Origin of the sequence: Streptomyces flavidovirens DSM 40150, assembly GCF_000429085.1 — a bacterium.
Classification (GTDB): domain Bacteria; phylum Actinomycetota; class Actinomycetes; order Streptomycetales; family Streptomycetaceae; genus Streptomyces; species Streptomyces flavidovirens.
Genome location: NZ_AUBE01000020.1, coordinates 38,329 through 62,250 on the forward strand (window position 1 = coordinate 38,329; position 23,922 = coordinate 62,250).

The following is a 23,922-nucleotide window of genomic DNA, read 5'->3' on the forward strand; positions in this document are numbered from 1 at the left end:
CGGCGTGAGAGACTGGTCTAGACAACCGTTAGAACATGAAGGGCAACACCATGGTTGAGCGCCGTGTCACCGTCGGCTGGGCCGAAGGCCTGCACGCCCGGCCCGCCTCCATCTTCGTTCGCGCCGCGACCGCCTCGGGTGTCCCCGTGACGATCGCCAAGGCCGACGGCAAGCCGGTCAACGCCGCCTCCATGCTCGCGGTGCTCGGCCTGGGCGCGCAGGGTGGCGAGGAGATCGTGCTGGCTTCCGAGGCCGACGGCTCCGAGGCCGCTCTCGACCGCCTGGCGAAGCTGGTCTCCGAGGGCCTGGACGAGCTTCCCGAGACCGTCTGACCACTCGGGCCGACCACTCGGACCGACCACTCGGACGGGCGAATTCTCACGAAGGAGCCGTGGCAACCCGAATTCGGGGCGCCACGGCTCCTTTTGTTTTACGTCGCTTTATGCGGTGCCGTACGCCGCGAAATGCGGGCAGCAGAAATAGGCCCCCGCTAATTCCTCCTCTTTGTATACGGCGCGGCTGTTAATGGCGGCCACTCCCGGTGTTTACGGCACGTTGCGAAGTCCTCACGCGTTCCGGCCCGCGCTCCCGCTCGCGCTCAGGGCCGGGGTGCCGCAACCGGTGCGCGGCCACCGCCCGTTCGGCGTGCAGGGCCGTCAGCGCGCGGGCCCGTTCGGCGTCGCCGCGCGCCACGGCGTCGACGATCGCGCCGTGTTCGGCCCAGGCCTCGGCGGGCCGGGCGGCCTGCTCGACGGCGTACATCCAGGCGATCTTGTGCCTGAGCTGGGTGAGCAGGGCCGTGAGGCCGGGGCTGCCCGACGCCTGGGCGAGCGTCTCGTGGAACCAGCTTCCCAGCGAGCGCAGGTCCTCCCCCTCGCCCCGGCGAGCCCGCTCCTGGCCCAGTCTGACGAGGCCGCGCAGCACCTTGAGGTGGGCGTCGGTGCGCCGCTGGGCGGCGCGGGCGGCGCCCAGCGGTTCGAGCAGCGTCCGTACCTCCAGCAGGTCGGCGGCCTCCCGCTCGGTGGGCTCGGCCACGCAGGCGCCGGCATGCCGGCGGGTGGTGACGAACCCCTCGGACTCCAGCGTGCGCAGAGCCTCGCGCACCGGGACGCGGGAGACGCCGTAACGTCGCGCCAGCAGCTCTTCGGTGAGCCTGCTGCCCCGCGCGAACACACCGGAAACGATGTCGTCACGGATTGCCGTGCATACCGATTGCGCGGGAATGCGCATGACCGAACCTCCGCCTTAATCCCCGCGAAACGCGGTCGATCGACGCCTGTTCGGTGACTCTATTGCAGCATTCCTCAGTTTCCGACGGGGAGCCGGAATTCATGGGCGGCTTTTGGACATACTGAAGGCCCCGGCGCACAAGCCGGGGCCTTCAGTACGAGTGAGCGCCCGGCCCGTCAGACGTTCACGCCGTGCGCGCGCAGGTACGCGACCGGGTCCATGTCGGAGCCGTACTCGGGGGACGTGCGGGCCTCGAAGTGCAGGTGCGGGCCGGTCGAGTTGCCGGTCGAGCCCGAGAGGCCAATCTGCTGACCGGAGGCGACGGTCTGGCCGACGGAGACACCGAGGGACGACAGGTGGCCGTACTGCGTGTACGTGCCGTCGTTCATCCTGATGACGATGTTGTTGCCGTACGCCCCGCCCCAGCCGGCCTCGACGACGGTGCCCGCGCCGACGGCGACGACGGAACTGCCGGACGCGGCGCGGAAGTCGACGCCGGAGTGGCTGCCGGAGGACCAGAGGTTGCCGCCGGTCTTGTAGCCGGTGGTCACCACGGAGCCGGCGACCGGGAGGGTGTAGCCCAGGCGCTTGCGCTCCGCCTCGCGGGCGGCGCGCTCCTTGGCCGCGCGCTCCTCGCGCTCCTTCTTGGCCCGCGCCTCGGCCTCGGCCTTGGCCTTGGCTTCCGCCTTGCGCTTGGCTTCGGCCTTCCGCTCGGCCTCGGCCTTGCGTGCGGCCTCCGCCTTGGCGGCGGCGCGCTTCTGCTGCTCGGCCTGGGCGGCGATCTGGTCGGCGAGGGAGTCCCCGATGACGATGGCCTGGGTCAGGCCGGTGTCCTGGACGGCGTGGGCCGAGTCGGCGCTGATGTCGCTGTCGGCGGCGAGGGCCGGAGAGGTCAGGCCTCCGATGACGCCGGTGGTCGCGAGGGCGGCGACGCCGGCCATGTTCGCGCCCTTGCGCGTCAGGCGGCTCGGACGACGGTGCTTCCCGGTGGCACGGGTGAACGCCATGAAGTGGCTGATCCTTTCCTTCCTTCTCGCCTACCGGGTTAGCTGACGGGTTCGGAGCAGGAAGGTCTCCTACGGACGCCTCCGTACGTACGCACAGAGGACATCCGATTCACCCCAGGGACTGATTGGGTCCCCGGCTCCCCAGGCTCGCGCCTGACGGGGACTCGGCGATGGCTGCCCGGTGCCGCGGATGCGGCTCACTGCTGACGGACAGCCGGACAGACGCTAAACGGGACATCTTTTAATCACCAAACAGACACGGCGTTTTGTAACGCACCCCACAGGCCAGACAGGCAACCTCCACAACAAAACGGACATACGAGAAGGACCCCGGCAGCCTTTCGACTCCCAGGGCCCCTCTATCGCCCGCTTTGGGGCGAGTTGCACAGTCGGCTGTGACGGGTCAGCCGCTGACCACCGTCACGTCACCGATACCGAGCGCCCTGACGGGCTCCTCGATCTGCGACGCGTCTCCGACGAGGACCGTGACCAGGTGGTCCTCGGGGAAGGCGCTGACGACCGCCGCGGTGGCCTCCACGGTGCCCGTCTCGGCGAGCCGGGCGTACATCTGGGCCTGGAAGTCGTCCGGCAGGTGTTGCTCGACCTGGTCGGCGAGCGTGCCGGCGACGGCCGCCGCGGTCTCGTACTTGAGCGGCGCGACACCCACCAGGTTCTGTACGGCGACGTCCCGCTCGGCGTCGGTGAGGCCTTCCGCGGCGAGGGTGCGCAGCACCTTCCACAGGTCTTCGAGCGCCGGTCCCGTGGACTCCGTGTCCACCGAGCCGCTGATCGCCAGCATGGAGGCGCCCGACCCGTCGGGAGCGGAGCGCAGCACCTGGCCGAAGGCGCGCACGCCGTACGTGTAGCCCTTCTCCTCGCGCAGGACGCGGTCCAGGCGGGAGGTGAGCGTGCCGCCCAGGCAGTACGTGCCGAGGACCTGGGCCGGCCAGACGCTGTCGTGCCGGTCGGGGCCGATCCGGCCGATGAGCAGCTGGGTCTGGACCGCGCCGGGACGGTCGACGATGACCACACGGCCCGTGTCGTCGGCGGTCACCGGCGGTACGGGGCGGGCCTCGGCGGTGTCGCCCTTCCACGCGCCGAGGGTGTCGGCCAGGATCGCGTCCAGGTCGGTGCCTTCGAGGTCGCCGACGATCACGGCGGTGGCGGTCGCGGGGCGCACATGTGCCACGTAGAACGCCCGCACGGCGGCGGAGTCGATCTGCGCGACCGTCTCCTCGGTGCCCTGGCGCGGCCGCGACATGCGCGAGGTCGCCGGGAAGAGCTCCTTGGAGAGCTGCTTGGCGGCGCGGCGGGACGGGTTGGCCGTCTCGTGCGGGATCTCGTCGAGCCGGTTGGCGACCAGTCGCTCGATCTCGCTCTCCGAGAAGGCGGGGGCGCGCAGCGCGTCGGCGAGCAGGCCGAGCGCCTTGGGCAGCCGGGAGACGGGGACCTCCAGGGAGACCCGGACGCCCGGATGGTCGGCGTACGCGTCGAGCGTGGCGCCGCAGCGCTCCAGCTCGGCGGCGAACTCCTCGGCGGAGTGCTTGTCGGTGCCCTCGGAGAAGGCCCGCGCCATGATCGTCGCGACGCCGTCCAGACCCTCCGGCTCGGCCTCCAGGGGCGCGGCGAGGAAGACCTCCACCGCCACGACCTGCTGGCCGGGGCGGTGGCAGCGCAGCACGGTCAGGCCGTTGGGCAGGGAGCCGCGCTCGGGGGCGGGAAACGCCCACGGCGTGGGGGTGCCGGCCTGCGGCTGGGGGTGGAACTTCATGCTCACGGCTGCGGTGTCGGTCACTTGTCCGCCCCTTCCTGCGCTGCGGTCTCACCGGCGGCGGTGGTGGTGGTGGTGTCGTCGGCTGCCCCGGCTTCGTCGGCCGCGTGTGTCGGCTCGTACACCAGGACCGCGCGGTTGTCCGGGCGCAGGCGCGCCTTGGCTGCCGCCTGGACCTCCTGCGCCGTGATGTCCAGGACGCGCTGCACGGCGGTCAGCGCCAGCTGCGGATCGCCGAACAGGACGGCGTACCGGCACAGTTCGTCGGCGCGGCCCGCGACCGTACCGAGCCGGTCGAGCCACTCGCGCTCCAACTGGGCCTGCGCGCGCTCCATCTCCTCGGGCGTGGGGCCCTCGGCGGCGAAGCGGGCCAGTTCCTCGTCGACGGCACGCTCGATGTCGGGCACCTCGACGCCGGCCGATGTCTTCACGTCCAGCCAGCCGAGCGAGGGCGCGCCGGACAGGCGCAGCAGCCCGAAGCCGGCGGCGACGGCCGTACGGTCGCGGCGGACCAGGCGGTTGTGCAGCCGGGAGGACTCGCCGCCGCCGAGGACGGTGAGGGCCAGGTCGGCGGCGTCGGCCTCGCGGGTGCCGTCGTGCGGCAGCCGGTAGGCGGCCATCAGGGCGCGGGCGGGGACCTCTTCGCGGATCTCCTCGCGCAGTTCCTGCCCGATGATGTCGGGCAGCGTCCCGTCGCGCGGCGGCTGCTTGCCGTCGTGGGACGGGATGGAGCCGAAGTACTTCTCGATCCAGGCGAGGGTCTGCTCGGGGTCGATGTCGCCGACGACCGAGATCACCGCGTTGTTGGGCGCGTAGTACGTACGGAAGAAGGCGCGCGCGTCCTCGAGGGTCGCGGCGTCCAGGTCGGCCATCGAGCCGATCGGGGTGTGGTGGTACGGGTGGCCCTCGGGGTAGGCAAGGGCGGTCAGCTTCTCGAACGCGGTGCCGTACGGCACGTTGTCGTACCGCTGGCGGCGCTCGTTCTTGACGACGTCGCGCTGGTTCTCCATGGACTCCTCGTCGAGCGCGGAGAGCAGCGAGCCCATCCGGTCGGCTTCCAGCCACAGGGCCAGCTCCACCTGATGGGCGGGCATCGTCTCGAAGTAATTGGTGCGCTCGAAGCTGGTCGTGCCGTTGAGCGAACCGCCCGCACCCTGCACCAGCTCGAAGTGGCCGTTGCCCTTGACCTGCGCCGAGCCCTGGAACATCAGGTGCTCGAAAAGGTGAGCAAGGCCGGTACGGCCCTTGACCTCGTGGCGCGAACCTACGTCGTACCAGAGGCAGACCGCGGCGACCGGGGTCAGGTGGTCCTCGGAGAGCACCACGCGCAGGCCATTGGCCAGCCGGTGCTCAGTCGCTGTCAGGCCGCCGGAACCGGCCTGCGCTGTGGCCGTGTGACCCATGGGCATGTACGTCCCTTCGATCGCGATATGGAGAAGTCCTGCCACTGTATGCAAGCTCACGGACACCTGGCGAAGTTCCCGGCCGGTGTACGCCCTCAGGGAACGCCCGAGCAGGCGCTACGGACGGGTCGAGGTCGGCGTTGTCAGTGCGCAGGTCCACAATGGTCGGCATCAGACCCAAGAACTCGCCCTACAGAACCGCGAAGGAGCCGCAGCCGCGATGGCCCGCCGCAGCACGAAGACCCCGCCGCCGGACGATGCGTTCGAGGAGAAGATCCTCGATGTCGACGTCGTCGACGAAATGCAGGGCTCCTTCCTCGAGTACGCGTACTCGGTGATCTACTCGCGAGCGCTGCCCGACGCCCGCGACGGCATGAAGCCGGTGCACCGACGCATCGTCTACCAGATGAACGAGATGGGGCTGCGGCCCGACCGCGGCTATGTGAAGTGCGCCCGCGTCGTCGGTGAGGTGATGGGCAAGCTCCACCCGCACGGCGACGCCTCGATCTACGACGCGCTCGTACGGATGGCGCAGCCCTTCTCCATGCGCCTGCCGCTCGTCGACGGGCACGGCAACTTCGGCTCGCTGGGCAACGACGACCCGCCGGCGGCCATGCGGTACACGGAATGCCGGATGGCCGACGCCACGTCGCTGATGACGGAGTCGATCGACGAGGACACGGTCGACTTCAACCCGAACTACGACGGGCAGGAGCGCGAGCCCGTCGCGCTTCCCGCGGCGTACCCGAACCTGCTGGTCAACGGCGCGTCCGGGATCGCCGTCGGCATGGCGACGAACATGCCGCCGCACAACCTGGGCGAGGTCGTCGCCGCCGCCCGGCACCTGATCAAGCACCCCGGCGCGGATCTTGAGACGCTGATGCGTTTCGTGCCGGGACCCGACCTGCCGACCGGTGGCCGTATCGTCGGCCTCGGCGGGATCAAGGACGCGTACGAGAACGGCCGCGGCACCTTCAAAATCCGCTCCACGGCCACCGTGGAGAACGTGACGGCGCGCCGCAAGGGCCTGGTCGTCACGGAACTGCCCTTCACCGTCGGCCCGGAGAAGGTGATCGCCAAGATCAAGGACCTGGTCTCGTCGAAGAAGCTCCAGGGCATCGCGGACGTCAAGGACCTCACGGACCGCGCGCACGGCCTGCGTCTGGTCATCGAGATCAAGAACGGTTTCGTCCCCGAGGCCGTCCTGGAGCAGCTCTACAAGCTGACGCCGATGGAAGAGACCTTCGGCATCAACAACGTAGCGCTGGTGGACGGCCAGCCGCTGACGCTGGGCCTCAAGGAGCTGCTGGAGGTCTATCTCGATCACCGCTTCGAGGTCGTACGCCGCCGCAGTGAATTCCGCCGCACCAAGCGGCGCGACCGGCTGCATCTGGTCCTCGGCCTGCTCGTCGCGCTGCTCGACATCGACGAGGTCATCCGCCTCATCCGCTCCAGCGACAACTCGGCGCAGGCCAAGGAGCGGCTGATCGAGCACTTCTCGCTGAGCGAGATCCAGACGCAGTACATCCTGGACACGCCGCTGCGCCGGCTCACCAAGTTCGACAAGATCGAGCTGGAGGCCGAGCGTGACCGGCTGACCGCCGAGATCGACGAGCTGACGGCGATCCTGGAGTCGGACACCGAGCTGCGCAAGCTGGTCTCGGCGGAACTGGCGGCGGTGGCGAAGAAGTTCGGCACCGACCGGCGCACCGTGCTGCTGGAGTCGGGAAGTTCACCGGTCGCCGCGGTGCCGCTGGAGGTCGCGGACGACCCCTGCCGGGTTCTCCTGTCCTCGACCGGTCTGCTGGCCCGTACGGCCAACGGCGAGCCCCTCGCCATGGACGAAACCCGGCGCGCCAAGCACGACGTGATCGTCTCGGCCGTGCCCGCCACGGCGCGCGGCGACGTGGGCGCGGTGACGTCCTTCGGCCGTCTGCTGCGGCTGTCGGTGATCGACCTGCCCCAGCTGCCCGACACGGCGTCCGCGCCCAGTCTCTCCGGCGGGGCGCCGGTCACGGAGTTCCTCACCCTGGGGCCGGACGAGACGCTGATCTGCCTCACCACACTCGATGAGTCCTCGCCGGGACTCGCGCTCGGCACCGAGCAGGGCGTGGTCAAGCGGGTGGTCCCGGACTATCCGGCGAACAAGGAGGAGCTGGAGGTCATCACCCTCAAGGAAGGTGACCGGATCGTCGGCGGCGCCGAGCTGCGCACCGGCGAGGAGGACCTCGTCTTCATCACCGACGACGCCCAGCTGCTGCGCTACCCGGCGGGGCAGGTCCGGCCGCAGGGCCGGGCCGCGGGCGGTATGGCGGGCATCAAGCTCGCCGACGGCGCCAAGGTGATCTCCTTCACCGCGGTCGACCCGGCCGCCGACGCCGTGGTCTTCACGGTGGCCGGTACGGCCGGCACGCTGCTCGGCGACACGGAGACGTCGGCGAAGCTGACGCCGTTCGACCAGTACCCGCGCAAGGGCCGGGCCACGGGCGGCGTGCGCTGCCAGCGGTTCCTCAAGGGCGAGGACATCCTCATCCTGGCCTGGGCGGGCGCGGCGCCGGCCCGCGCGGCGTCGAAGAACGGCGCACCGGTGGAGCTGCCGGAGCAGGACCCGCGCCGCGACGGCTCGGGCACCCCGCTGGCCACGCCGGTGGCGGCGCTGGCGGGGCCGGTGTAACAACGCCGCCACTCGGCCGCCGGGTCTGCCCGCCCGGCGGCCGGGAACGGGCCCTCGGGAAGGGGCGGGGTGAAGGGGCGGGGTGCGGAACAGATCGCTCCGCGCCCTCAGCCCTCGCCCTCGCCCTGCACGTACCGCAGGACGCCCCACATGCTGTGCTCATCGGCAGCGGCGGCGGCATCGGCGCCCCGCGCCCCGTCCCGACGGCAGGCCGCGAGTTCCTTGCCGAGCGCTTCGGCGTCGGTCCCGGACCCGATGAGCACGAGCTGCGTGATCCGCGGCTCGTCGCGCCCCCACAGCTCGGGGTAGAACCGCAGGAACCGCCCGACCGCATGCACCCCGTACCGGTTGCGGACGTCGGCCGTACCGAAGTCGACATACCCCTTGATCCGGTAGAGCCCCTCCGGTCTGGTGTCGAGGAACTCCATGAGCCGGCGCGGGTCCATGGGCACGTCGGAGGTGAAGGAGACGCTCTCGTACGTCGCGTGCAGATGACCGCCGTCGCAGTCGTGCGCTTCCTCCTCGCTCCGCAGATCGTCGAAGGACAGCTGCCGCGCCTTCTCCTCGCCGTCCGGCCGCACCACCGGGTCGAAGAGCAGCTCAGGATCGATCCGCCCGTACGACGCACGGACGACGGCCGTACCGCCGCTGAGGCCCGCGACGGTGTCGAGGACACGACCGAGCCGCTCCTCCCCCACCCGGTCCGTCTTGTTCAGGACGACGAGATCGGCGATGGCGAGATGCCGCTCCAGCTCGGGATGACGCTCCCGCGTCGCGTCGAACTCGGCGGCATCGACGACCTCGGCGAGCCCCCCGTACACGATCCGCTCGTTCTCGCTGGCCAGGATCATCCGGACCAGCTCCTGCGGCTCGGCCAGGCCACTCGCCTCGATCACGATCACGTCGAGACGGGCGGCGGGCCGGGTCAGCTTCTCCAGATACTCGTCGAGCTCACTGGCGTCCACAGCGCAGCACAGACACCCGTTGCCGAGCGAAACGGTGGAGTCCCCGAGCTGCCCGGCGACCGCCATGGCGTCGATCTCGATGGCGCCGAAGTCATTGACGATCGCACCGATCCGGGTGCCCCTGCTCTGGGCGAGCAGGTGGTTGAGCAAGGTGGTCTTACCGGATCCGAGGAAGCCCGCGAGGATGATGACCGGGATCTGTTTCGTGCTCACCAGGGGCCTTTCTCTCGGCACGGCAGGGGGCTGACCCAGGATATTGGCACGGTGGGAGCCCCGGACGGCCGCAGGAGCCGGAGGGGGGATTTCGGAAAGGCGTGCCGGGCGCTCTACCGTTCGTAGACATGAGCGCCGCACCGACCACCTCCGGCAGACGACTGCGTCTGGGCTGGCCCCAGCGCGTCTTCTCGCAAGTGCTCCTGATGCAGCTGGCCATCGCCACCGGTGTCACCGTGCTCGCCACCGGCCTCTTCCTGGCCCCGCTCAGCGCCCAGCTCGATCAGGAGGCGATGCGGCGCGCGCTCGCGATCGCGCAGACCACCGCGGCCCAGCCGCAGCTCGCCGGCGCGGTGACCGGTTCGCGGCCCGCCGCGGACGGGCCCGTACAGGCCGAGGCGGAGCGCATCAGGCGCTCCACCGGCGCCGAGTACGTCGTCGTCATGGACGAGCGCGGGGTCCGCTGGTCCCACACCGACCCCCACCAGATCGGCAAGATCGTCTCCACCGACCCCAGCGACGCGCTCGCCGGACAGGAGGTCATGGAGATCGACGAGGGTACGCTCGGCCGCTCCGCCCGCGGCAAGGTCCCGCTGCGCGCCACCGACGGTGAGATCGTCGGTGCCGTCTCGGTCGGCATCGAGTACGACAGTGTCCGCGCCCGGCTGCTCGCGGCGATCCCCGGTCTGCTGGCGTACGCGGGCGGCGCACTCGCCGTCGGCGCGGTGGCGGCGTATCTCATCTCCCGAAGACTCCAGCGGCAGACCCACGACCTGGCCTTCTCCGACATCTCGGCGCTGCTGGCCGAGCGCGAGGCGATGCTGCACGGCATCCGGGAAGGGGTCGTCGCCCTCGATTCCGGGGGCAGGATCCGGCTGCTGAACGACGAGGCCCAGCGGCTGCTCGGCCTCGGCCCCGAGGCCACCGGGCGCCCGCTCGACGACGTCCTGGGCGCGGGGCGTACGGCCGACGTGCTGGCGGGGCGCGTGACCGGTGACGACCTGCTGACCGTGCGCGGGCAGCGCGTCCTCGTCACCAACCGGATGCCGACGGACGACGGCGGCGCGGTGGCGACCCTGCGCGACCGTACCGAGCTGGAGCGGCTCGGGCGCGAGCTGGACTCGACGCGCGGTCTGATCGACGCCCTGCGCGCCCAGGACCACGAGCACGCCAACCGGATGCATACGCTCCTGGGGCTGCTTGAGCTGGGCATGCACGAGGAGGCGGTGCAGTTCGTGACGGAGGTCGCGGGGGTGCACCGTGCCACCGCCGAGCAGATCACCGAGAAGATCCACGACCCGCTGCTGGCGGCGCTGCTGGTCGGGAAGGCCACGGTCGCAGCGGAGCGCGGGGTCGCGCTCCGGCTCTCCGACGCGACGCTGCTGCCGGACCGGCTGGTGGACCCGCGCGGTCTGGTGACCGTCGTCGGCAACCTGGTGGACAACGCGCTGGACGCCTCGGCCGGCTCCCCGGACGCCGTGATCGAGGTCGAGCTGCGGGCCCGCGGGCGTGCGGCCGTGCTGAGGGTGACCGACAGCGGGCCCGGTGTCCCGGCGCAGCAGCGGGAGCTGATCTTCACGGAGGGGTGGTCGACCAAGGAGCTGCCGGCCCACGGCAAGCGCGGCCTCGGCCTCGCGATGGTGCGCCGGCTCGCGGAGCGGCAGGGCGGCAGTGCCCGGGTCGGTGAGGGGGCGGAGGGCGGCGCCGAATTCACCGTCGTACTGCCGGAGGCACTGACCGACGCCGGGCTGGGCGAGGCGGAGCCGGCGGACGCCGGGCCCATGGACGCGGGCACGGTGGGCCCGGCCGCGGCGGCGCTGGACACGGCGGGAGAATCGCGATGATCGACGTACTGGTGGTGGACGACGACGTCCGCGTCGCGGAGATCAACGCGGCGTACGTGGCCAAGGTCGCGGGCTTCCGCGTCGTCGGCCGGGCACATTCGGCCGCCGACGCGCTGGCGCAGCTCCAGGCGGCCCACGTCGACCTGGTGCTCCTGGACCACTATCTGCCGGACCGGAACGGACTCGCGCTCGTCCAGGAGCTGCGCGCGCTCGGCCTCCAGACCGACGTGATCATGGTGACAGCGGCGCGCGACATCGGGACCGTGCAGGCCGCGATGCGCCAGGGGGCTCTCCAGTACCTGGTGAAGCCCTTCAACTTCGCCGGGCTGCGCACGAAGCTGGAGGCGTACGCGGCGCTGCGCCGGACCCTCGACGGCGGCGGCGAGGCGGAGCAGGCCGAGGTGGACCGTATCTTCGGGGCGCTCTCCGTGGCCGGCTCCCCCGACCTCCCCAAGGGACACTCGCCCACCACAGCGGCCATGGTGCGGCAGGTGCTGCTGGCCGCCGGAGGACCACTCTCCGCCCAGGAGATCGCGGAGCGGGCGGGCATGAGCCGGCAGACCGCGCAGCGCTATCTGAAGCTGCTGGAACGGTCGGGGCGGGTACGGCTCAGCCTCAAGTACGGCGAGACGGGCCGCCCGGAGCATCGCTACGCCTGGACGGCCAGCCACTGAGGACGCGGAGCCGCATCCGGCCGGACCGCGCCCCGGACCGCGCGCAGCCCGGTTCGCTCGTCGGTGTCCACCGACGCCGCGCCGTCCGTCACCGCGCCCCGGACGGCGCCTCAGACCGCGCCCGCGCCCGTCAGCGAACGCACCTCCGTCTCCGCGTGCTTGGCCTCGTCCGGTGGTTCGGGTGACAGCGCCGTACCGGCCCAGCCCGCGAGGAAGCCCAGGGGGATCGAGACCAGGCCGGGGTTCTGGAGCGGGAAGAGCTGGAAGTCGGCTCCGGGGAACAGCGATTCGGGGCTGCCGGAGACGACCGGCGAGAGCAGCACGAGCACAACGGCCGGGATCAGGCCGCCGTACACGGACCAGACCGCGCCGCGGGTGGTGAAGTTCCGCCAGAACAGCGAGTAGAGCAGCACCGGCAGGTTGGCGGACGCGGCGACCGCGAAGGCCAGGCCGACGAGGAACGCGACGTTCAGGTCGCGGGCGAGCAGGCCGAGGGCGATGGCCACAGCGCCGATTCCCGCCGCCGCGACGCGGGCCACCGCGACCTCGCTGTACTGCCTGGCGCGGCGGCGCCTGAGCGAGGCGTACAGATCGTGGGCGACAGAGGCGGAGGAGGCCAGCGTGATGCCCGCCACGACCGCGAGGATGGTGGCGAAGGCGATGGCCGCGACGACGGCGAAGAGAATCGTTCCGCCTGTGGAGCCCGCGCCGCCGCCCAGGTCGAGCGCGAGAAGCGGAACCGCCGTGTTCCCGGCCGCGTTGGACGCCCGTACCTCGTCGGTTCCCACCACTGCCGCCGCACCGAAGCCGAGCACGATGGTCATCAGGTAGAAGCTGCCGATGAGACCGATCGCCCAGACGACCGAACGGCGGGCGGCGCGCGCCGTCGGCACGGTGTAGAAGCGGGACAGGATGTGCGGCAGTCCGGCCGTACCGAGGACCAGGGCGAGGCCGAGGCTGATGAAGTCGAAGCGGGCCGTCCAGTCCCCGCCGTACCTCAGACCGGGTGAGAGAAAGTCCTTGCCGTGCCCGCTGCGCTCGGCGGCCGAGAGCAGCAGCTGATTGAAGTCGCCGTGGAAGCGCACCAGGACAAGCACGGTGAGCGCGACCGTGCCCGCCATCAGCAGCACTGCCTTGACGATCTGGATCCAGGTGGTGGCCCGCATCCCTCCCAGCGATACGTAGATCACCATCAGCGCGCCCACGCCGATGACCGTCCAGGAGCGCGCGGCCTCGCTGCTCCCGCCCAGCAGCAGCGCGACCAGGCTGCCCGCCCCCACCATCTGCGCCACCAGATAGAGAACGGACACGGTGACCGAAGAAGTTCCCGCCGCGATACGGACGGGCCGCTCCCTCATGCGCGCGGCGACGACATCCGCGAGCGTGAACCGGCCGCAGTTGCGGACGAGTTCGGCGACGAGGAACAGGACGACGAGCCACGCGACGAGGAAGCCGACGGAGTACAGCATGCCGTCGTAGCCGAAGAGCGCGATCAGCCCCGAGATGCCGAGGAAGGAAGCGGCGGACATGTAGTCGCCCGCTATGGCGAAACCATTCTCCATGGGCGAGAACAGCCGTCCCCCCGCGTAGAACTCCTCCGCGGATCCGCGCCGGTTGCGGCTCACCCACGTCGTGATCGCCAGCGTTGCCGCGACGAACGCGCAGAACAGCAGCAACGCGAGTGTCTGGTGATCGTCGGTCACCGCTTGATCTCCTTGATCCCCCGGGTCAGTTCCTGGGTGTCCCAGCGGAGATCGAGCGCCGCACGGTCCCTGCGCAGCCGGGCGTGACGCGCGTACGCCCAGGTGAGCAGGAAGGTGGTGACGAACTGCCCGAGTCCGGCGACCATCGCGACGTTCACCGCGCCGACGACGGGACGGGCCATCAGGTCGTGCGCGGTGGTCGCCGCGACGACGTAGACGACGTACCAGGTGAAGAACGCGAGGGACGCGGGAACGACGAACCGCCGGTAGCGGCTGCGCACTTCCCGGAAGGCGGCGCTGCGCTGCACCTCCAGATAGATCTCAGCGGCGCTGTGACCGGGCGCGGGGCCCGCGGGCACGGGTGGCGTGAGCGGCGCGGGTGCGCCCGTACCGTCCACTTCACCCCAGCCGGAGGCAAGCGCGTCGTACCAGGGATCGTCGAACCGCACCGCTGCGGCTTCTCTGCCTTCCTGCTTCTCCACGGAACAGCTCTCCTTGTCCGCGAACGAATGGTCCGCGCGCCCAAGGATGGACAGAGTGGAAGATCCCGGACTCTTCAATCCCCGCGCTTCACCCCATCAGGTGACCGATGTCCCGAGCGGCTGTGCGACCCCGCGCCCAGGGCGGCGGACTCGGCCTCCGTCGTACGGGCGGCCCGCTCCTGCGCCGGCAGCCGGAAGCCCGCGCGGGCGCCCGTAGCGGATCGGCGCGTGGGTGGAGCTGCGCGCTCCACCCACGGGTGGACTCCGTGGAGCCGGCCCCAGCCCGGCCTCAGGCGTCGATGCGCGAGCGGTCCAGCGTGGCCGCCGAGCTGGTGATGAATTCCTTGCGGGGCGCCACCTCGTTGCCCATGAGGAGGTCGAAAACCTGCTCGGAGGATTCCAGGTCGCCGATGTTGATGCGGCGCAGCGTGCGGTGGCGCGGGTCCATCGTGGTCTCCGCCAGCTGGTCCGCGTCCATCTCGCCGAGGCCCTTGTAGCGCTGGATGGAGTCCTTGTAGCGCACGTTCTTGCGCTGGTACTCCAGCAGCGTCTGCCGCAGCTCGCTGTCCGAGTAGGTATAGACGTACTTGTCCTGGCCCTTCTTGGGCTGGACGAGCTCGATCCGGTGCAGCGGCGGTACGGCGGCGAAGACGCGTCCCGCCTCCACCATCGGCCGCATGTAGCGCTGGAAGAGCGTCAGCAGCAGGCAGCGGATGTGCGCGCCGTCGACATCGGCGTCCACGAGGAGCACGATCTTGCCGTAGCGAGCGGCGTCGAGGTCGAAGGTCCGGCCGGACCCCGCTCCTATGACCTGGATGATCGCGCCGCACTCGGCGTTCTTGAGCATGTCCGACACGGACGACTTCTGGACGTTGAGGATCTTGCCGCGGATGGGCAGCAGCGCCTGGAATTCGGAGTTCCGGGCGAGCTTGGCCGTACCGAGCGCGGAGTCTCCCTCGACGATGAAGAGCTCGCTGCGCTCCACATCGTCGCTGCGGCAGTCGGCGAGCTTGGCCGGCAGCGAGGAGGACTCCAGCGCGGTCTTGCGGCGCTGAGCCTCCTTGTGCTGGCGGGCCGCGATGCGCGTCCGCGCGGCGGCGACGATCTTCTCCATGACGGAGCGCGCCTGCTGCTTTGCGTCGCGCTTGGTGGAGGTCAGGAAGGTCTTGAGCTCCTTGGCGACGACATTGCCGACGATCCGCGCGGCCGCCGACGTACCGAGCACTTCCTTCGTCTGGCCCTCGAACTGCGGCTCCGCCAGTCGCACCGTGACGACCGCGGTGAGGCCTTCCATGGCGTCGTCCTTGACGACGTCGTCCTCGGCGACGCGCAGCAGCTTGGCCGAGCGCAGCGCTTCGTTGACGGTCTTGGTGAGGGACCGCTCGAAGCCGGAGATGTGGGTGCCGCCCTTGGGGGTGGCGATGATGTTGACGAAGGACCGGACCGTGGTGTCGTACCCCGTGCCCCAGCGCAGCGCGATGTCCACGCCCAGCTCGCGGGTGACCTCGGTGGCCGTCATGTGCCCGCGGTCGTCGAGGACCGGCACGGTCTCCTTGAAGGTGCCCTGTCCGCTCAGCCGCAGGACGTCGCAGACGGCCTTGTCCTGCGCGAGGTACTCGCAGAATTCGCTGATGCCGCCGTCGAAGCGGAAGACCTCCTCCGTCTTGCCCTCGCCGCCCAGGGCGCGCTCGTCGCGTACGACGATGGTCAGGCCGGGCACCAGGAAGGCCGTCTGGCGGGCGCGCTGGTACAGCGTCTCCAGGTTGAGCTTGGCGTCCTTGAGGAAGATCTGGTGGTCGGCCCAGTAGCGCACGCGCGTGCCGGTGCGCGTCTTGGGGACCCGCTTGCCCTTGCGCAGCCCGTTCGCCGGGTCGAAGGGGGCATCGGGGCCGGATTCGGTGAACATGCCGGGGACGCCGCGCCGGAAGCTGATGGCGTGCGTCGCGCTGTTGCGGTCGACCTCGACGTCCAGGCGGGCGGAGAGGGCGTTGACGACGGAGGCGCCGACGCCGTGCAGGCCGCCGGAGGCCGCGTACGAGCCGCCGCCGAACTTTCCGCCGGCGTGCAGCTTGGTCATCACGACCTCGACGCCGGACAGGCCTGTTTTGGGCTCGACGTCGACCGGGATGCCTCGGCCGTTGTCCCGGACCTCGACGGAGTCGTCGTCGTGGAGGATGACCTCGATGTGGTCGCAGTAACCGCCGAGGGCTTCGTCGACGGAGTTGTCGATGATCTCCCAGAGGCAGTGCATGAGACCGCGGCTGTCGGTGGACCCGATGTACATGCCGGGACGTTTGCGGACGGCCTCGAGCCCCTCGAGTACGAGGAGGTGCCGCGCGGTGTAGTTGGAGCCGTCACGGTCTGCACCGGTCAGAAGCGCAGTGGACGGCACGGACGTCTCGGCGGTCACGCGGTTCGCTCCTCGCTGAATTTCAAATGTGTCCCGATGGGGTACGGGCCCGGCGTGGGTCGCCGGTCAGAGGGTACCGAGGCCTGGTAGAGCCGATGTAACGCCACCCTCAGGAAAACTCATGCTAGTCCAGAGTCGCATGCGCGTTCGATCCCTCGATGGGGTGACGTGGACATCACGTTCCCTTCTAGGCATGAACCATTTAGGCTCCGGGCACGTCCTCATGAACAACCGGCAGCCAGCCGGGAGGGCAAATATCCAATAATCGACGCGAAACCGTAGAGCGACGCAATACGGCTCCTTCGCCGCTAACCGGCAGCAGACAGCCACCTCGGAAGATTTTTCAAGGAAAAGCCACGAGCGGGAACGTTTTCGGCCTGGTTGGATGTTGACCCTGGTACGACAGCTCGTCGAGCTAGAGAAGAGGCGACGTGACTACTGTTCTGACCCCCGCGAGCCCCCTGACGGCCGCTGACCGATGCGACCGATGCGGCGCCCAGGCCTACCTGCGCGTTGTCCTGGCCAGCGGCGGCGAACTGCTCTTTTGCGCCCACCACGGACGCAAGTTCGAGCCGGAACTCAAGAAGATCGCCGCTGAAATACAGGACGAGACCGACCGGCTGACCCCCGTGCCGCCGTCCCCGGAAGACGAGGAACGCTGACACCTCCTCGCGACCCCGACGAGCCAAGGGCCGGTCCCGGACCGGCCGACGGGCGGTCTCCCCGGCCAAGCTGGGAAGGCCGCCCGTACTCGTACGCTGCAAGCGTAATCAGTTTCTTTCGGCCCATGTTTCAGGGGCCGCGGAGAGGCGTGCGTACACGCCGGGATTCTTAGCCTGACCGCAGCCGCTCCCCCAGGAGACGAGCCCGATCAGCCTGCCGTCGGCCACCAGCGGCCCGCCGCTGTCTCCCTGGCAGGCGTCGTGACCGCCGTTCTCGTCCCCGGCGCACAGCATGCTGTCCGCGCGGTACGTGCCGCCCGCGTGCCCCGGATAAGCGCGCTCACAGGCGCTGTCGGGCAACACCTTCACCGCCGCGGCCCGCAGCTCATCGGCGTACGAGCCGGCGCCGGTGGTATCGCCCCAGCCATAGACGACCGCGCCCGTCCCAGCGGTGTAGGCCGCGTGGCCCGGCCCCGCCGCCTTGATGGTGTCGGCCGCGGGGAGCGGGCTCGACAGCGTCAGCAGCGCGAAGTCCCCCGCGTTGGTCTTGGTGTCGTACGCCGGGTTCAGCTTGACGTCACTCACCGCGATTTCCCGGCCACCCGCGCCCTTCAGTTCACTGCGGCCCGCGATGACTTCCAGGTCGCGCACCTGCCCGAGCGGTACGCCCAGCACCTCAGAACTCACGCAGTGTGCCGCCGTCAGCACCTTGGCCGGTGCCACCAGCACTCCCCCGCAGAATTGCCCCGCTCGCGTACCTCCGAACCGGTCACGGCTCGACAGGGCCACCACCCACGGCGACTGCGAGATCTGTACCGGCTGGCCCCCGACGACGACACCGTCCGGGGTGGTGGTCCCTCCTGAGGCCTGTGGCGCCGCAACGGCCATGGCCGTCAGGGCCAGCGCCCCTGTCAGTGATCCGGCAAAAGAGCGACGCATGCGGCCTCCTGGCTCGGTCGTGCAATGGCACTCCCAGCCTCAGCCGGACACCTGCGCGCCGCACCCGCGAAAGGCGGCGAAAGACCGGGGGCCCGGAGCCTCGTACGTGAGACTCCGGGCCCCCGGCCCGAACGGCGAACGACGGGGTATGCCCTAGTCGAGGTAGTCGCGCAGGACCTGCGAGCGCGACGGGTGGCGCAGCTTCGACATGGTCTTCGACTCGATCTGACGGATGCGCTCACGCGTCACGCCGTAGACCTTGCCGATCTCGTCCAGCGTCTTCGGCTGGCCGTCCGTGAGACCGAACCGCATGGACACGACACCCGCCTCGCGCTCGGACAGGGTGTCGAGCACCGAGTGCAGTTGCTCCTGCAGGAGGGTGAAGGAGACCGCGTCGGCCGGGACGACCGCCTCGGAGTCCTCGATGAGGTCACCGAACTCGCTGTCGCCGTCCTCGCCGAGCGGGGTGTGCAGCGAGATGGGCTCGCGGCCGTATTTCTGGACCTCGATGACCTTCTCGGGGGTCATGTCGAGTTCCTTGGCCAGCTCCTCCGGGGTGGGCTCGCGGCCCAGGTCCTGCAGCATCTGACGCTGGACACGGGCCAGCTTGTTGATAACCTCGACCATGTGCACCGGGATACGGATGGTGCGGGCCTGGTCGGCCATCGCGCGGGTGATCGCCTGCCGGATCCACCAGGTGGCGTACGTCGAGAACTTGTAGCCCTTGGTGTAGTCGAACTTCTCCACCGCGCGGATCAGACCCAGGTTGCCCTCCTGGATCAGGTCCAGGAAGAGCATGCCGCGGCCGGTGTAGCGCTTGGCCAGCGAGACCACCAGGCGAAGGTTGGCCTCCAGCAGGTGGTTCTTGGCCCGGCGGCCGTCCTCGGCGATGATCTCCAGCTCGCGCTTGAGCTTCGGCGCCAGCTTGTCGCTGTTGGCCAGCTTGTCCTCGGCGAACAGGCCCGCCTCGATGCGCTTGGCGAGCTCCACCTCCTGCTCGGCGTTGAGGAGCGGAACCTTGCCGATCTGCTTGAGGTAGTCCTTGACGGGGTCGGCGGTGGCGCCGGCGACGGCGACCTGCTGCGCGGGCGCGTCGTCCTCGTCCTCGTCGGAGAGAACGAAGCCCTTCTCCCCGCCCTCTTCCTCTTCGTCGGCGCCCGGCTTGACCGGGGTCTCCTCGGTGGAGTCCTCAGCGTCGGCGGCCTCGTCGGCGTCCTTCTTGGCGGAGGTCTTCTTCGCGGCCGTCTTCTTGGCCGGGGTCTTCTTCGCAGCGGTCTTCTTGGCTGCCGTCTTCTTGGCGGCGGCCTTCTTCGCCGGCTCGGGGGCGACGACATCGTCGTCGGCCACGGCTTCCACGGTTTCCGATGCCGGAGCGGCAGTGGCGGCGGCAGTGGCAGTGGCCGTCCTGTCCGGGGCCGGCTGGGCGCCGTTGGCCGCGACGGACTTCGTGGCGGTGCGCTTGGCCGGGCTCTTCGCTGCGACGCTCTTGCGGGGGCGCTTGGGCGACTCCGCGGCAGTGACCATCAGCGTCACACCCTCTTCCTCGAGGATCTGGTTGAGGCTGCGCAGAACGTTCTTCCACTGGGCCGCCGGAATCTGGTCGGCCAAGAATGCCTGGCGCACGTCATCGCCCGCGATCTGCCCATCAGCCTTTCCCCGCTCGATGAGCGCCATCACAGACTCGGACTCGGCGATCTCCGGCGGGAGCGTACGGGATGTGCTGGCCGACACGAACAACCTCTCGGAACGATGGAAACGGCTTCCGGCCTCGCCCTGAGTACGGGCCACGACCGACGACATCGGCTGGGGATGTACCGACGGCGCAGGTTGAACCTCGGACTGGTTACAGCGCCATGTTCGACGGCTGTATTCCCTCTTCGGCTGTCACCTCTTAGGTCATCGCACAGTCCCGCGGAGTGTTACGCCCAATCTGCGTGGCCCGAGTCACACCCCGTACGAAATGAGGAGGAAAAGAAGGGACATCGGCTCGCGAGCGGCTCACAATCGTGTCGCCGGACCCCCATGGGATCCGGCGACACGAGGTTCGTCAGCGCAGTCGGGCCGCAAGGCACACACCCCGGCCGTCGTCCGTGGTCCGTATTCCGCGGTCAGTGCTCGCGCGGCGCCGGCACCACACGCTCCACTTCCGGGTGAACGGTGAGCAGTTGGCGCATGGCGGTTTCGGCGGCCATCGCGTCGCCCGTGGCGAGCGCGTCGACGGTGCGGGAGTGGTGGACGAGAGCCGCCTCGGTGGGGCGGTCACATCCGGTGACAGGGCCGCCGGACACCTGGAGGGCGGCGGAGACGATGCCGGAGAGGTGTTCGAGCATGCGGTTGCCCGCGAGCTGGATGAGCAGGGAGTGGAACTCGGAGTCGGCGCGGGAGAACGTCAGGGAGTCGCCCTGAGTGAGGGCGTGGCCCATGATCTCGACCATGTCGCCGAGTCGCTGCTGGAGGTCTTCGCGGCCGTGACCGGCCGCGAGGCGGGCGGCGAGCGGCTCGATCATCCACCGCAGTTCACTCAGTTCGCGACGCTGGTCGTCGCGCTGCGGACCGAAGGCCCGCCACTCGATGATGTCGGGATCGAGCAGGTTCCAGTCGCTGACGGGGCGGACCCGGGTGCCGACGTTGGGGCGGGCGCTGACCAGGCCCTTCGCCTCGAGCACGCGTAGGGATTCACGTACGACGGTACGGGAGACCTCGAAGCGCTGGCCGATCTCCTCGGGGACGAGCGGACGGTCGGCACCGAGGTCGCCGGAGACGATCATCTGGCCGAGCTGCTGGACGAGTTGGCCGTGGAGCCCGCGGCCCCGGCTGCCCGCCGAGCGGCGGCCCATCCGACCCAGGTCCGTGTCGGCCCCGTCCCAGGAGGGCACGCCGACGCGATCGGCGCCCGGCGCCTCTGCGTAGGGGTAGCGGTCGAGTTCACCCGGCCCGGCGAGGCCGGAATCGGCGGGGCGGGAGGCGGTCATCATGGTGTGCGCAAGGGTACTCACGGATCCTTTGTCGGCGGGACTCCCGCACCCCTTGAGGTCTTTGGTGAAAAGCACACGAAAGGGTGATCGTCGCCCGCCCTGCAATTGACGACTTATCGGAAAGAAACGGGCTTTCCCCAGGTAGCTGTGGCTGTGCGTCAGCCGTCACAGCCCGAGCCGATCACCAATAGGTCCGGCGGCGAAGGCCAGTGAACAGATATGCGCAAAGCAGGGCACACAGCGACAACATCAGTGCCGCACCGACCGGTTGGGCCGCGACTCTCATCGCAGCCACCAGCCACGGATCGATCTCGTACGGCCACTGCAGCCACGCCACCTCGCGCAGTCTGCCCGGAAGTCCGGCCACCGAACGCGCGGACGGGCCCGCGACGATTCGCTGCGCGAGCGGCACCACCAGAACCGGTACGGCGAGTACCGCGGCCACTCCGGCGGCCGTGGCGCGGAAAACCGCCGCGCCGAGCAGCCCGGCCCAGGCGCAGCCGACGGTCAGGCCGGACCAACTGGCAGCCATGGAGGCCCATTTGTCCGGTACGCGCAGCAGATCTTCGCCGTACACCAGTCTCAGTGCCTGGGCGTCGGCCACCGCCACGAGGAAGCCCAGCAGGAGCGCGGCGGCGGCCGAGACGGCCAGCTTGGCGAGGAGCAGTCCGACCCGGCGGGGGACCGTGCCGCGGGCCGTCGCGAGGGCCGGGTACCGGAACTCCTCACCGAACGCGATGGCGCCGAGCAGTCCGGCGCCGAACGCGGCGGGCGGCAGGGGGAGGAGGCCGGGCCAGGCGGCGAGAAGGGCGGGCAGAGGGGCGCTGCCCTGGCGGGCCAGCAGTACGGAAATCGCCACGGAGGCGACCAGGACGGCGGTGGCGATCAGAAGGGTCGTCCTCGTACCGAGGAGGCGGTGCAGTTCGTAGCGCAGGGGGTGGAGCGGGCCGCGGGCCGGACGGAGGGGTGTCTGCGGCGGGACTGCTGTCCGGGCGCCGGTTTCGGCCCGTCCGGCGCCGCCGGAGGCGGTGGGGGCAGACTGCGGCTCCTGCGCGGGGACCGGTCCGGTGTCGAGGGTCTCGTCGGCGAGCCGGTGGATCAGGATGCCGTGCCGGAAGGCGGTTTCGCCGATCTGCGCGCAGTCGCTGCCGTAGACGGAGAGGCGTGTGCCGCCCTCGGTCACGACTTCGACGGAGCGCCGGGCGGCGCGGGCCTCGCGTGCGACTACGGCGCCGAGGCGGGCGGCGTGCGGCGTCCTGACGGCGACGCGGGGGCGGAGCCTGGTCCTGGCGAACTCGGCGACCGTCTGGTCCGCGACGAGGCGGCCACCCTCGATGGTGACGACCCGGTCGGCAGTGCGGGCCGCTTCCCTGGCGTCGCTCGTGGTGTACAGGACGGTGCCGCCCCGGGCGGCGTGGCCGCGCAGCAGCCCGAACAGCCAGCTGTTCTCGCGCGGCGACAGGCCCTTGGCGGGCTCGTCGAGGAGGAGTGTGTGCGGGTCCGCCAACAAGGCGGCGGCGAGGCCGAGTCGGCGGTCCATGCCGAGGGAGAGCGTGCTGAGGCGCTGGTCGGCGAGGGCGGCCAGGCCAACGAGGTCGAGCATGTCGTTCGCGCGCGCGGCGGGCACCCCGACCGCGGCGCAGAGCATGCGGAGCTGGCCGCGGGCGGTACGCGCGGGGTGGCCCGGCACATCACCCAGGAGCGCGCCGACCTCGCGGGCGGGGTGGGTGATCCGGTACAGGGGGCGGCCGCGGAAGTACGTGACACCGCGGCCGGGTGCGAGGTCGAGCATCAGCTTGAGCGCCGTGGTCTTGCCGGATCCGGCCGCACCGAGGAGGGCCGTGACCTGCCCCGGCCGCGCCTCGAAGGTGAGGTCGTCGACAGCGGGCGGAAGACTTCGGCGGGGGGCGCTGGTGAGTCCGATGGCCTGGAGCATCGCTTCTCTCGCGGAAGGGGGAGACCGCTCGGCGGCAGGGCGGTACCGCAGCAAGATAACGCGACATATCCGACTTTTGGTGCACCGAAGGCGTGCGGGTGTCAGAGCCCTGAGTCACAGGCCTGAGTCAACTCGCGTCGGACCCGTGTCGGACTTCGGTCTGGGATCTCGGTCTCGGCTCGGTGTCGGAACTCGTCTCGGCGCTCTGCGTCAGACCTCGGGACGCAGCATCGGCGGATTGAGCAGCGTCGCTCCGCCAGCCCGGAACAACTGCGCGGGCCTGCCGCCCTGCCGGGTCGTGGTCCCGCCCGAGGGGACCAGGAATCCTGGGGTGCCGGTGACCTTGCGGTGGAAGTTCCGGGGGTCGAGGGCGACGCCCCAGACGGCTTCGTACACACGGCGCAGCTCGCCGACCGTGAACTCCGGCGGGCAGAAAGCGGTGGCGAGCGACGAGTACTCGATCTTGGAGCGGGCGCGTTCCACGCCGTCCGCGAGGATCTGGGCATGGTCGAAGGCGAGGGGCGCCGGCGGCTCCTCCTCGCGGCTGTAGTCACCCTCCTGGCCGAGCAGGGCCTCCACCGGCGCCCAGCGCGCGCTGTGCGCGTCGCCACCGGCACGCGGGGCGGGAAGGTCCGGCGCGAGCACCAGATAGGCCACGCTCACCACGCGCATCCGGGGGTCCCGTTTCGGGTCTCCGTACGTGGCGAGCTGTTCGAGGTGCGCCCCGTTCCCGACCGAGGGTGTGCCGGGCTCGTGCGCGCACAGCCCCGTCTCCTCGGCGAGTTCGCGCGCCGCCGCCGCCCCGAGATCCTCCTCCGCCCGCACGAAGCCGCCAGGCAGCGCCCACCGGCCCTGGTAGGGCTGCTCGCCTCGGCGTACGACCAGCGCGCAGAGCGCGTGACGGCGCACGGTGAGCACGACCAGATCCACGGTGACGGCGAAGGGAGGAAAGGCCGATGGGTCGTAGGGCGACATGCCGCGATCATAGTCGTCTGCCTGACGATAAACAGTCCTCTTGCCGGGGAAGCCGCCGT

The 23,922-nt window shown here is 70.4% G+C and carries 18 protein-coding genes and 1 riboswitch; of the genes, 5 read left to right on the forward strand and 13 right to left on the reverse strand.

Going from position 1 to position 23,922, the window contains the following annotated elements; translation table 11 throughout:
• The first annotated feature begins 50 nt into the window (after positions 1-50).
• Positions 51-332, forward strand: a complete 282-nt coding sequence (locus G412_RS0123090) for an HPr family phosphocarrier protein (protein ID WP_028814157.1) — start codon at positions 51-53, stop codon at positions 330-332.
• Between the two features lie 190 nt (positions 333-522).
• On the opposite strand, the gene G412_RS0123095 is transcribed toward G412_RS0123090, so the two are convergent.
• The 4 genes from G412_RS0123095 to G412_RS0123110 all read right to left on the reverse strand — a co-directional run bounded on the left by G412_RS0123095 (position 523) and on the right by G412_RS0123110 (position 5,417).
• Entirely contained in the window at positions 523-1,230 is a 708-nt protein-coding gene (locus G412_RS0123095) for a GntR family transcriptional regulator (protein ID WP_028814158.1), read from the reverse strand.
• Positions 1,231-1,406: 176 nt separating this feature from the next.
• Positions 1,407-2,237 carry a M23 family metallopeptidase gene (locus tag G412_RS0123100; protein WP_028814159.1) on the reverse strand — a complete coding sequence of 277 codons (831 nt, stop codon included), beginning with the start codon at positions 2,235-2,237 and terminating at the stop codon, positions 1,407-1,409.
• A 12-nt stretch (positions 2,238-2,249) separates the two neighbouring features.
• Positions 2,250-2,417: riboswitch (cyclic di-AMP (ydaO/yuaA leader) on the reverse strand.
• Positions 2,418-2,640: 223 nt separating this feature from the next.
• Positions 2,641-4,008 carry a M16 family metallopeptidase gene (locus G412_RS0123105; protein WP_028814160.1) on the reverse strand — a complete coding sequence of 456 codons (1,368 nt, stop codon included), beginning with the start codon at positions 4,006-4,008 and terminating at the stop codon, positions 2,641-2,643.
• Positions 4,009-4,028: 20 nt separating this feature from the next.
• Positions 4,029-5,417, reverse strand: coding sequence for a M16 family metallopeptidase (locus G412_RS0123110; protein WP_028814161.1), 1,389 nt, complete (start codon positions 5,415-5,417; stop codon positions 4,029-4,031).
• A gap of 214 nt (positions 5,418-5,631) precedes the next feature.
• Between G412_RS0123110 and G412_RS0123115 the strand changes: the two genes are divergently transcribed.
• Entirely contained in the window at positions 5,632-8,085 is a 2,454-nt protein-coding gene (locus tag G412_RS0123115; RefSeq protein ID WP_028814162.1) for a DNA gyrase/topoisomerase IV subunit A, read from the forward strand.
• A 107-nt stretch (positions 8,086-8,192) separates the two neighbouring features.
• On the opposite strand, the gene G412_RS0123120 is transcribed toward G412_RS0123115, so the two are convergent.
• Positions 8,193-9,263, reverse strand: a complete 1,071-nt coding sequence (locus tag G412_RS0123120; protein ID WP_028814163.1) for a CobW family GTP-binding protein — start codon at positions 9,261-9,263, stop codon at positions 8,193-8,195.
• Positions 9,264-9,391: 128 nt separating this feature from the next.
• On the opposite strand from G412_RS0123120, the gene G412_RS35640 reads away from it, so the two are divergent.
• Entirely contained in the window at positions 9,392-11,107 is a 1,716-nt protein-coding gene (locus G412_RS35640) for a sensor histidine kinase (RefSeq protein WP_078607273.1), read from the forward strand.
• On the forward strand, positions 11,104-11,781 hold the full coding sequence (locus tag G412_RS0123130) for a response regulator (RefSeq protein ID WP_028814164.1): 678 nt from the start codon (positions 11,104-11,106) through the stop codon (positions 11,779-11,781). Before G412_RS35640 ends, G412_RS0123130 begins: the two co-directional genes overlap by 4 nt.
• Before the next feature lie 110 nt (positions 11,782-11,891).
• Here the strand turns inward: G412_RS0123130 and G412_RS0123135 are convergent, their stop codons facing one another.
• The 3 genes from G412_RS0123135 to G412_RS0123145 form a co-directional block, all read right to left on the reverse strand.
• The gene (locus tag G412_RS0123135; protein ID WP_028814165.1) at positions 11,892-13,484 is read right to left on the reverse strand and encodes a solute symporter family protein; all 1,593 of its coding nucleotides are present in this window, start codon (positions 13,482-13,484) and stop codon (positions 11,892-11,894) included.
• Entirely contained in the window at positions 13,481-13,966 is a 486-nt protein-coding gene (locus G412_RS0123140; protein ID WP_078607275.1) for a DUF485 domain-containing protein, read from the reverse strand. The genes G412_RS0123135 and G412_RS0123140 overlap by 4 nt, the downstream gene beginning before the upstream one ends.
• Positions 13,967-14,255: 289 nt before the next feature.
• A complete protein-coding gene (locus tag G412_RS0123145) occupies positions 14,256-16,376 on the reverse strand; it encodes a DNA gyrase/topoisomerase IV subunit B (protein ID WP_028814167.1) in 2,121 nt (706 codons plus the stop codon).
• Between the two features lie 431 nt (positions 16,377-16,807).
• Here G412_RS0123145 and G412_RS0123150 point away from each other — a divergent pair, with 431 nt between their 5' ends.
• Positions 16,808-17,038: a DUF7455 domain-containing protein gene (locus G412_RS0123150; RefSeq protein ID WP_028814168.1), complete on the forward strand. Its 231-nt coding sequence runs from the start codon at positions 16,808-16,810 to the stop codon at positions 17,036-17,038.
• A gap of 108 nt (positions 17,039-17,146) precedes the next feature.
• On the opposite strand, the gene G412_RS0123155 is transcribed toward G412_RS0123150, so the two are convergent.
• From G412_RS0123155 to G412_RS0123175, 5 genes are all read right to left on the reverse strand, one after another.
• Complete coding sequence (locus G412_RS0123155; RefSeq protein WP_028814169.1) at positions 17,147-17,977, reverse strand: serine protease; 831 nt, start codon at positions 17,975-17,977, stop codon at positions 17,147-17,149.
• Between the two features lie 153 nt (positions 17,978-18,130).
• Complete coding sequence (locus tag G412_RS0123160) at positions 18,131-19,708, reverse strand: RNA polymerase sigma factor (RefSeq protein ID WP_028814170.1); 1,578 nt, start codon at positions 19,706-19,708, stop codon at positions 18,131-18,133.
• Between the two features lie 377 nt (positions 19,709-20,085).
• On the reverse strand, positions 20,086-20,973 hold the full coding sequence (locus tag G412_RS0123165) for a FadR/GntR family transcriptional regulator (protein WP_078607279.1): 888 nt from the start codon (positions 20,971-20,973) through the stop codon (positions 20,086-20,088).
• 160 nt (positions 20,974-21,133) lie between these two features.
• The gene (locus tag G412_RS0123170; protein WP_028814172.1) at positions 21,134-22,888 is read right to left on the reverse strand and encodes an ATP-binding cassette domain-containing protein; all 1,755 of its coding nucleotides are present in this window, start codon (positions 22,886-22,888) and stop codon (positions 21,134-21,136) included.
• Between the two features lie 210 nt (positions 22,889-23,098).
• Positions 23,099-23,863, reverse strand: a complete 765-nt coding sequence (locus G412_RS0123175; RefSeq protein ID WP_028814173.1) for an NUDIX hydrolase — start codon at positions 23,861-23,863, stop codon at positions 23,099-23,101.
• Between the last annotated feature and the right edge of the window lie 59 nt (positions 23,864-23,922).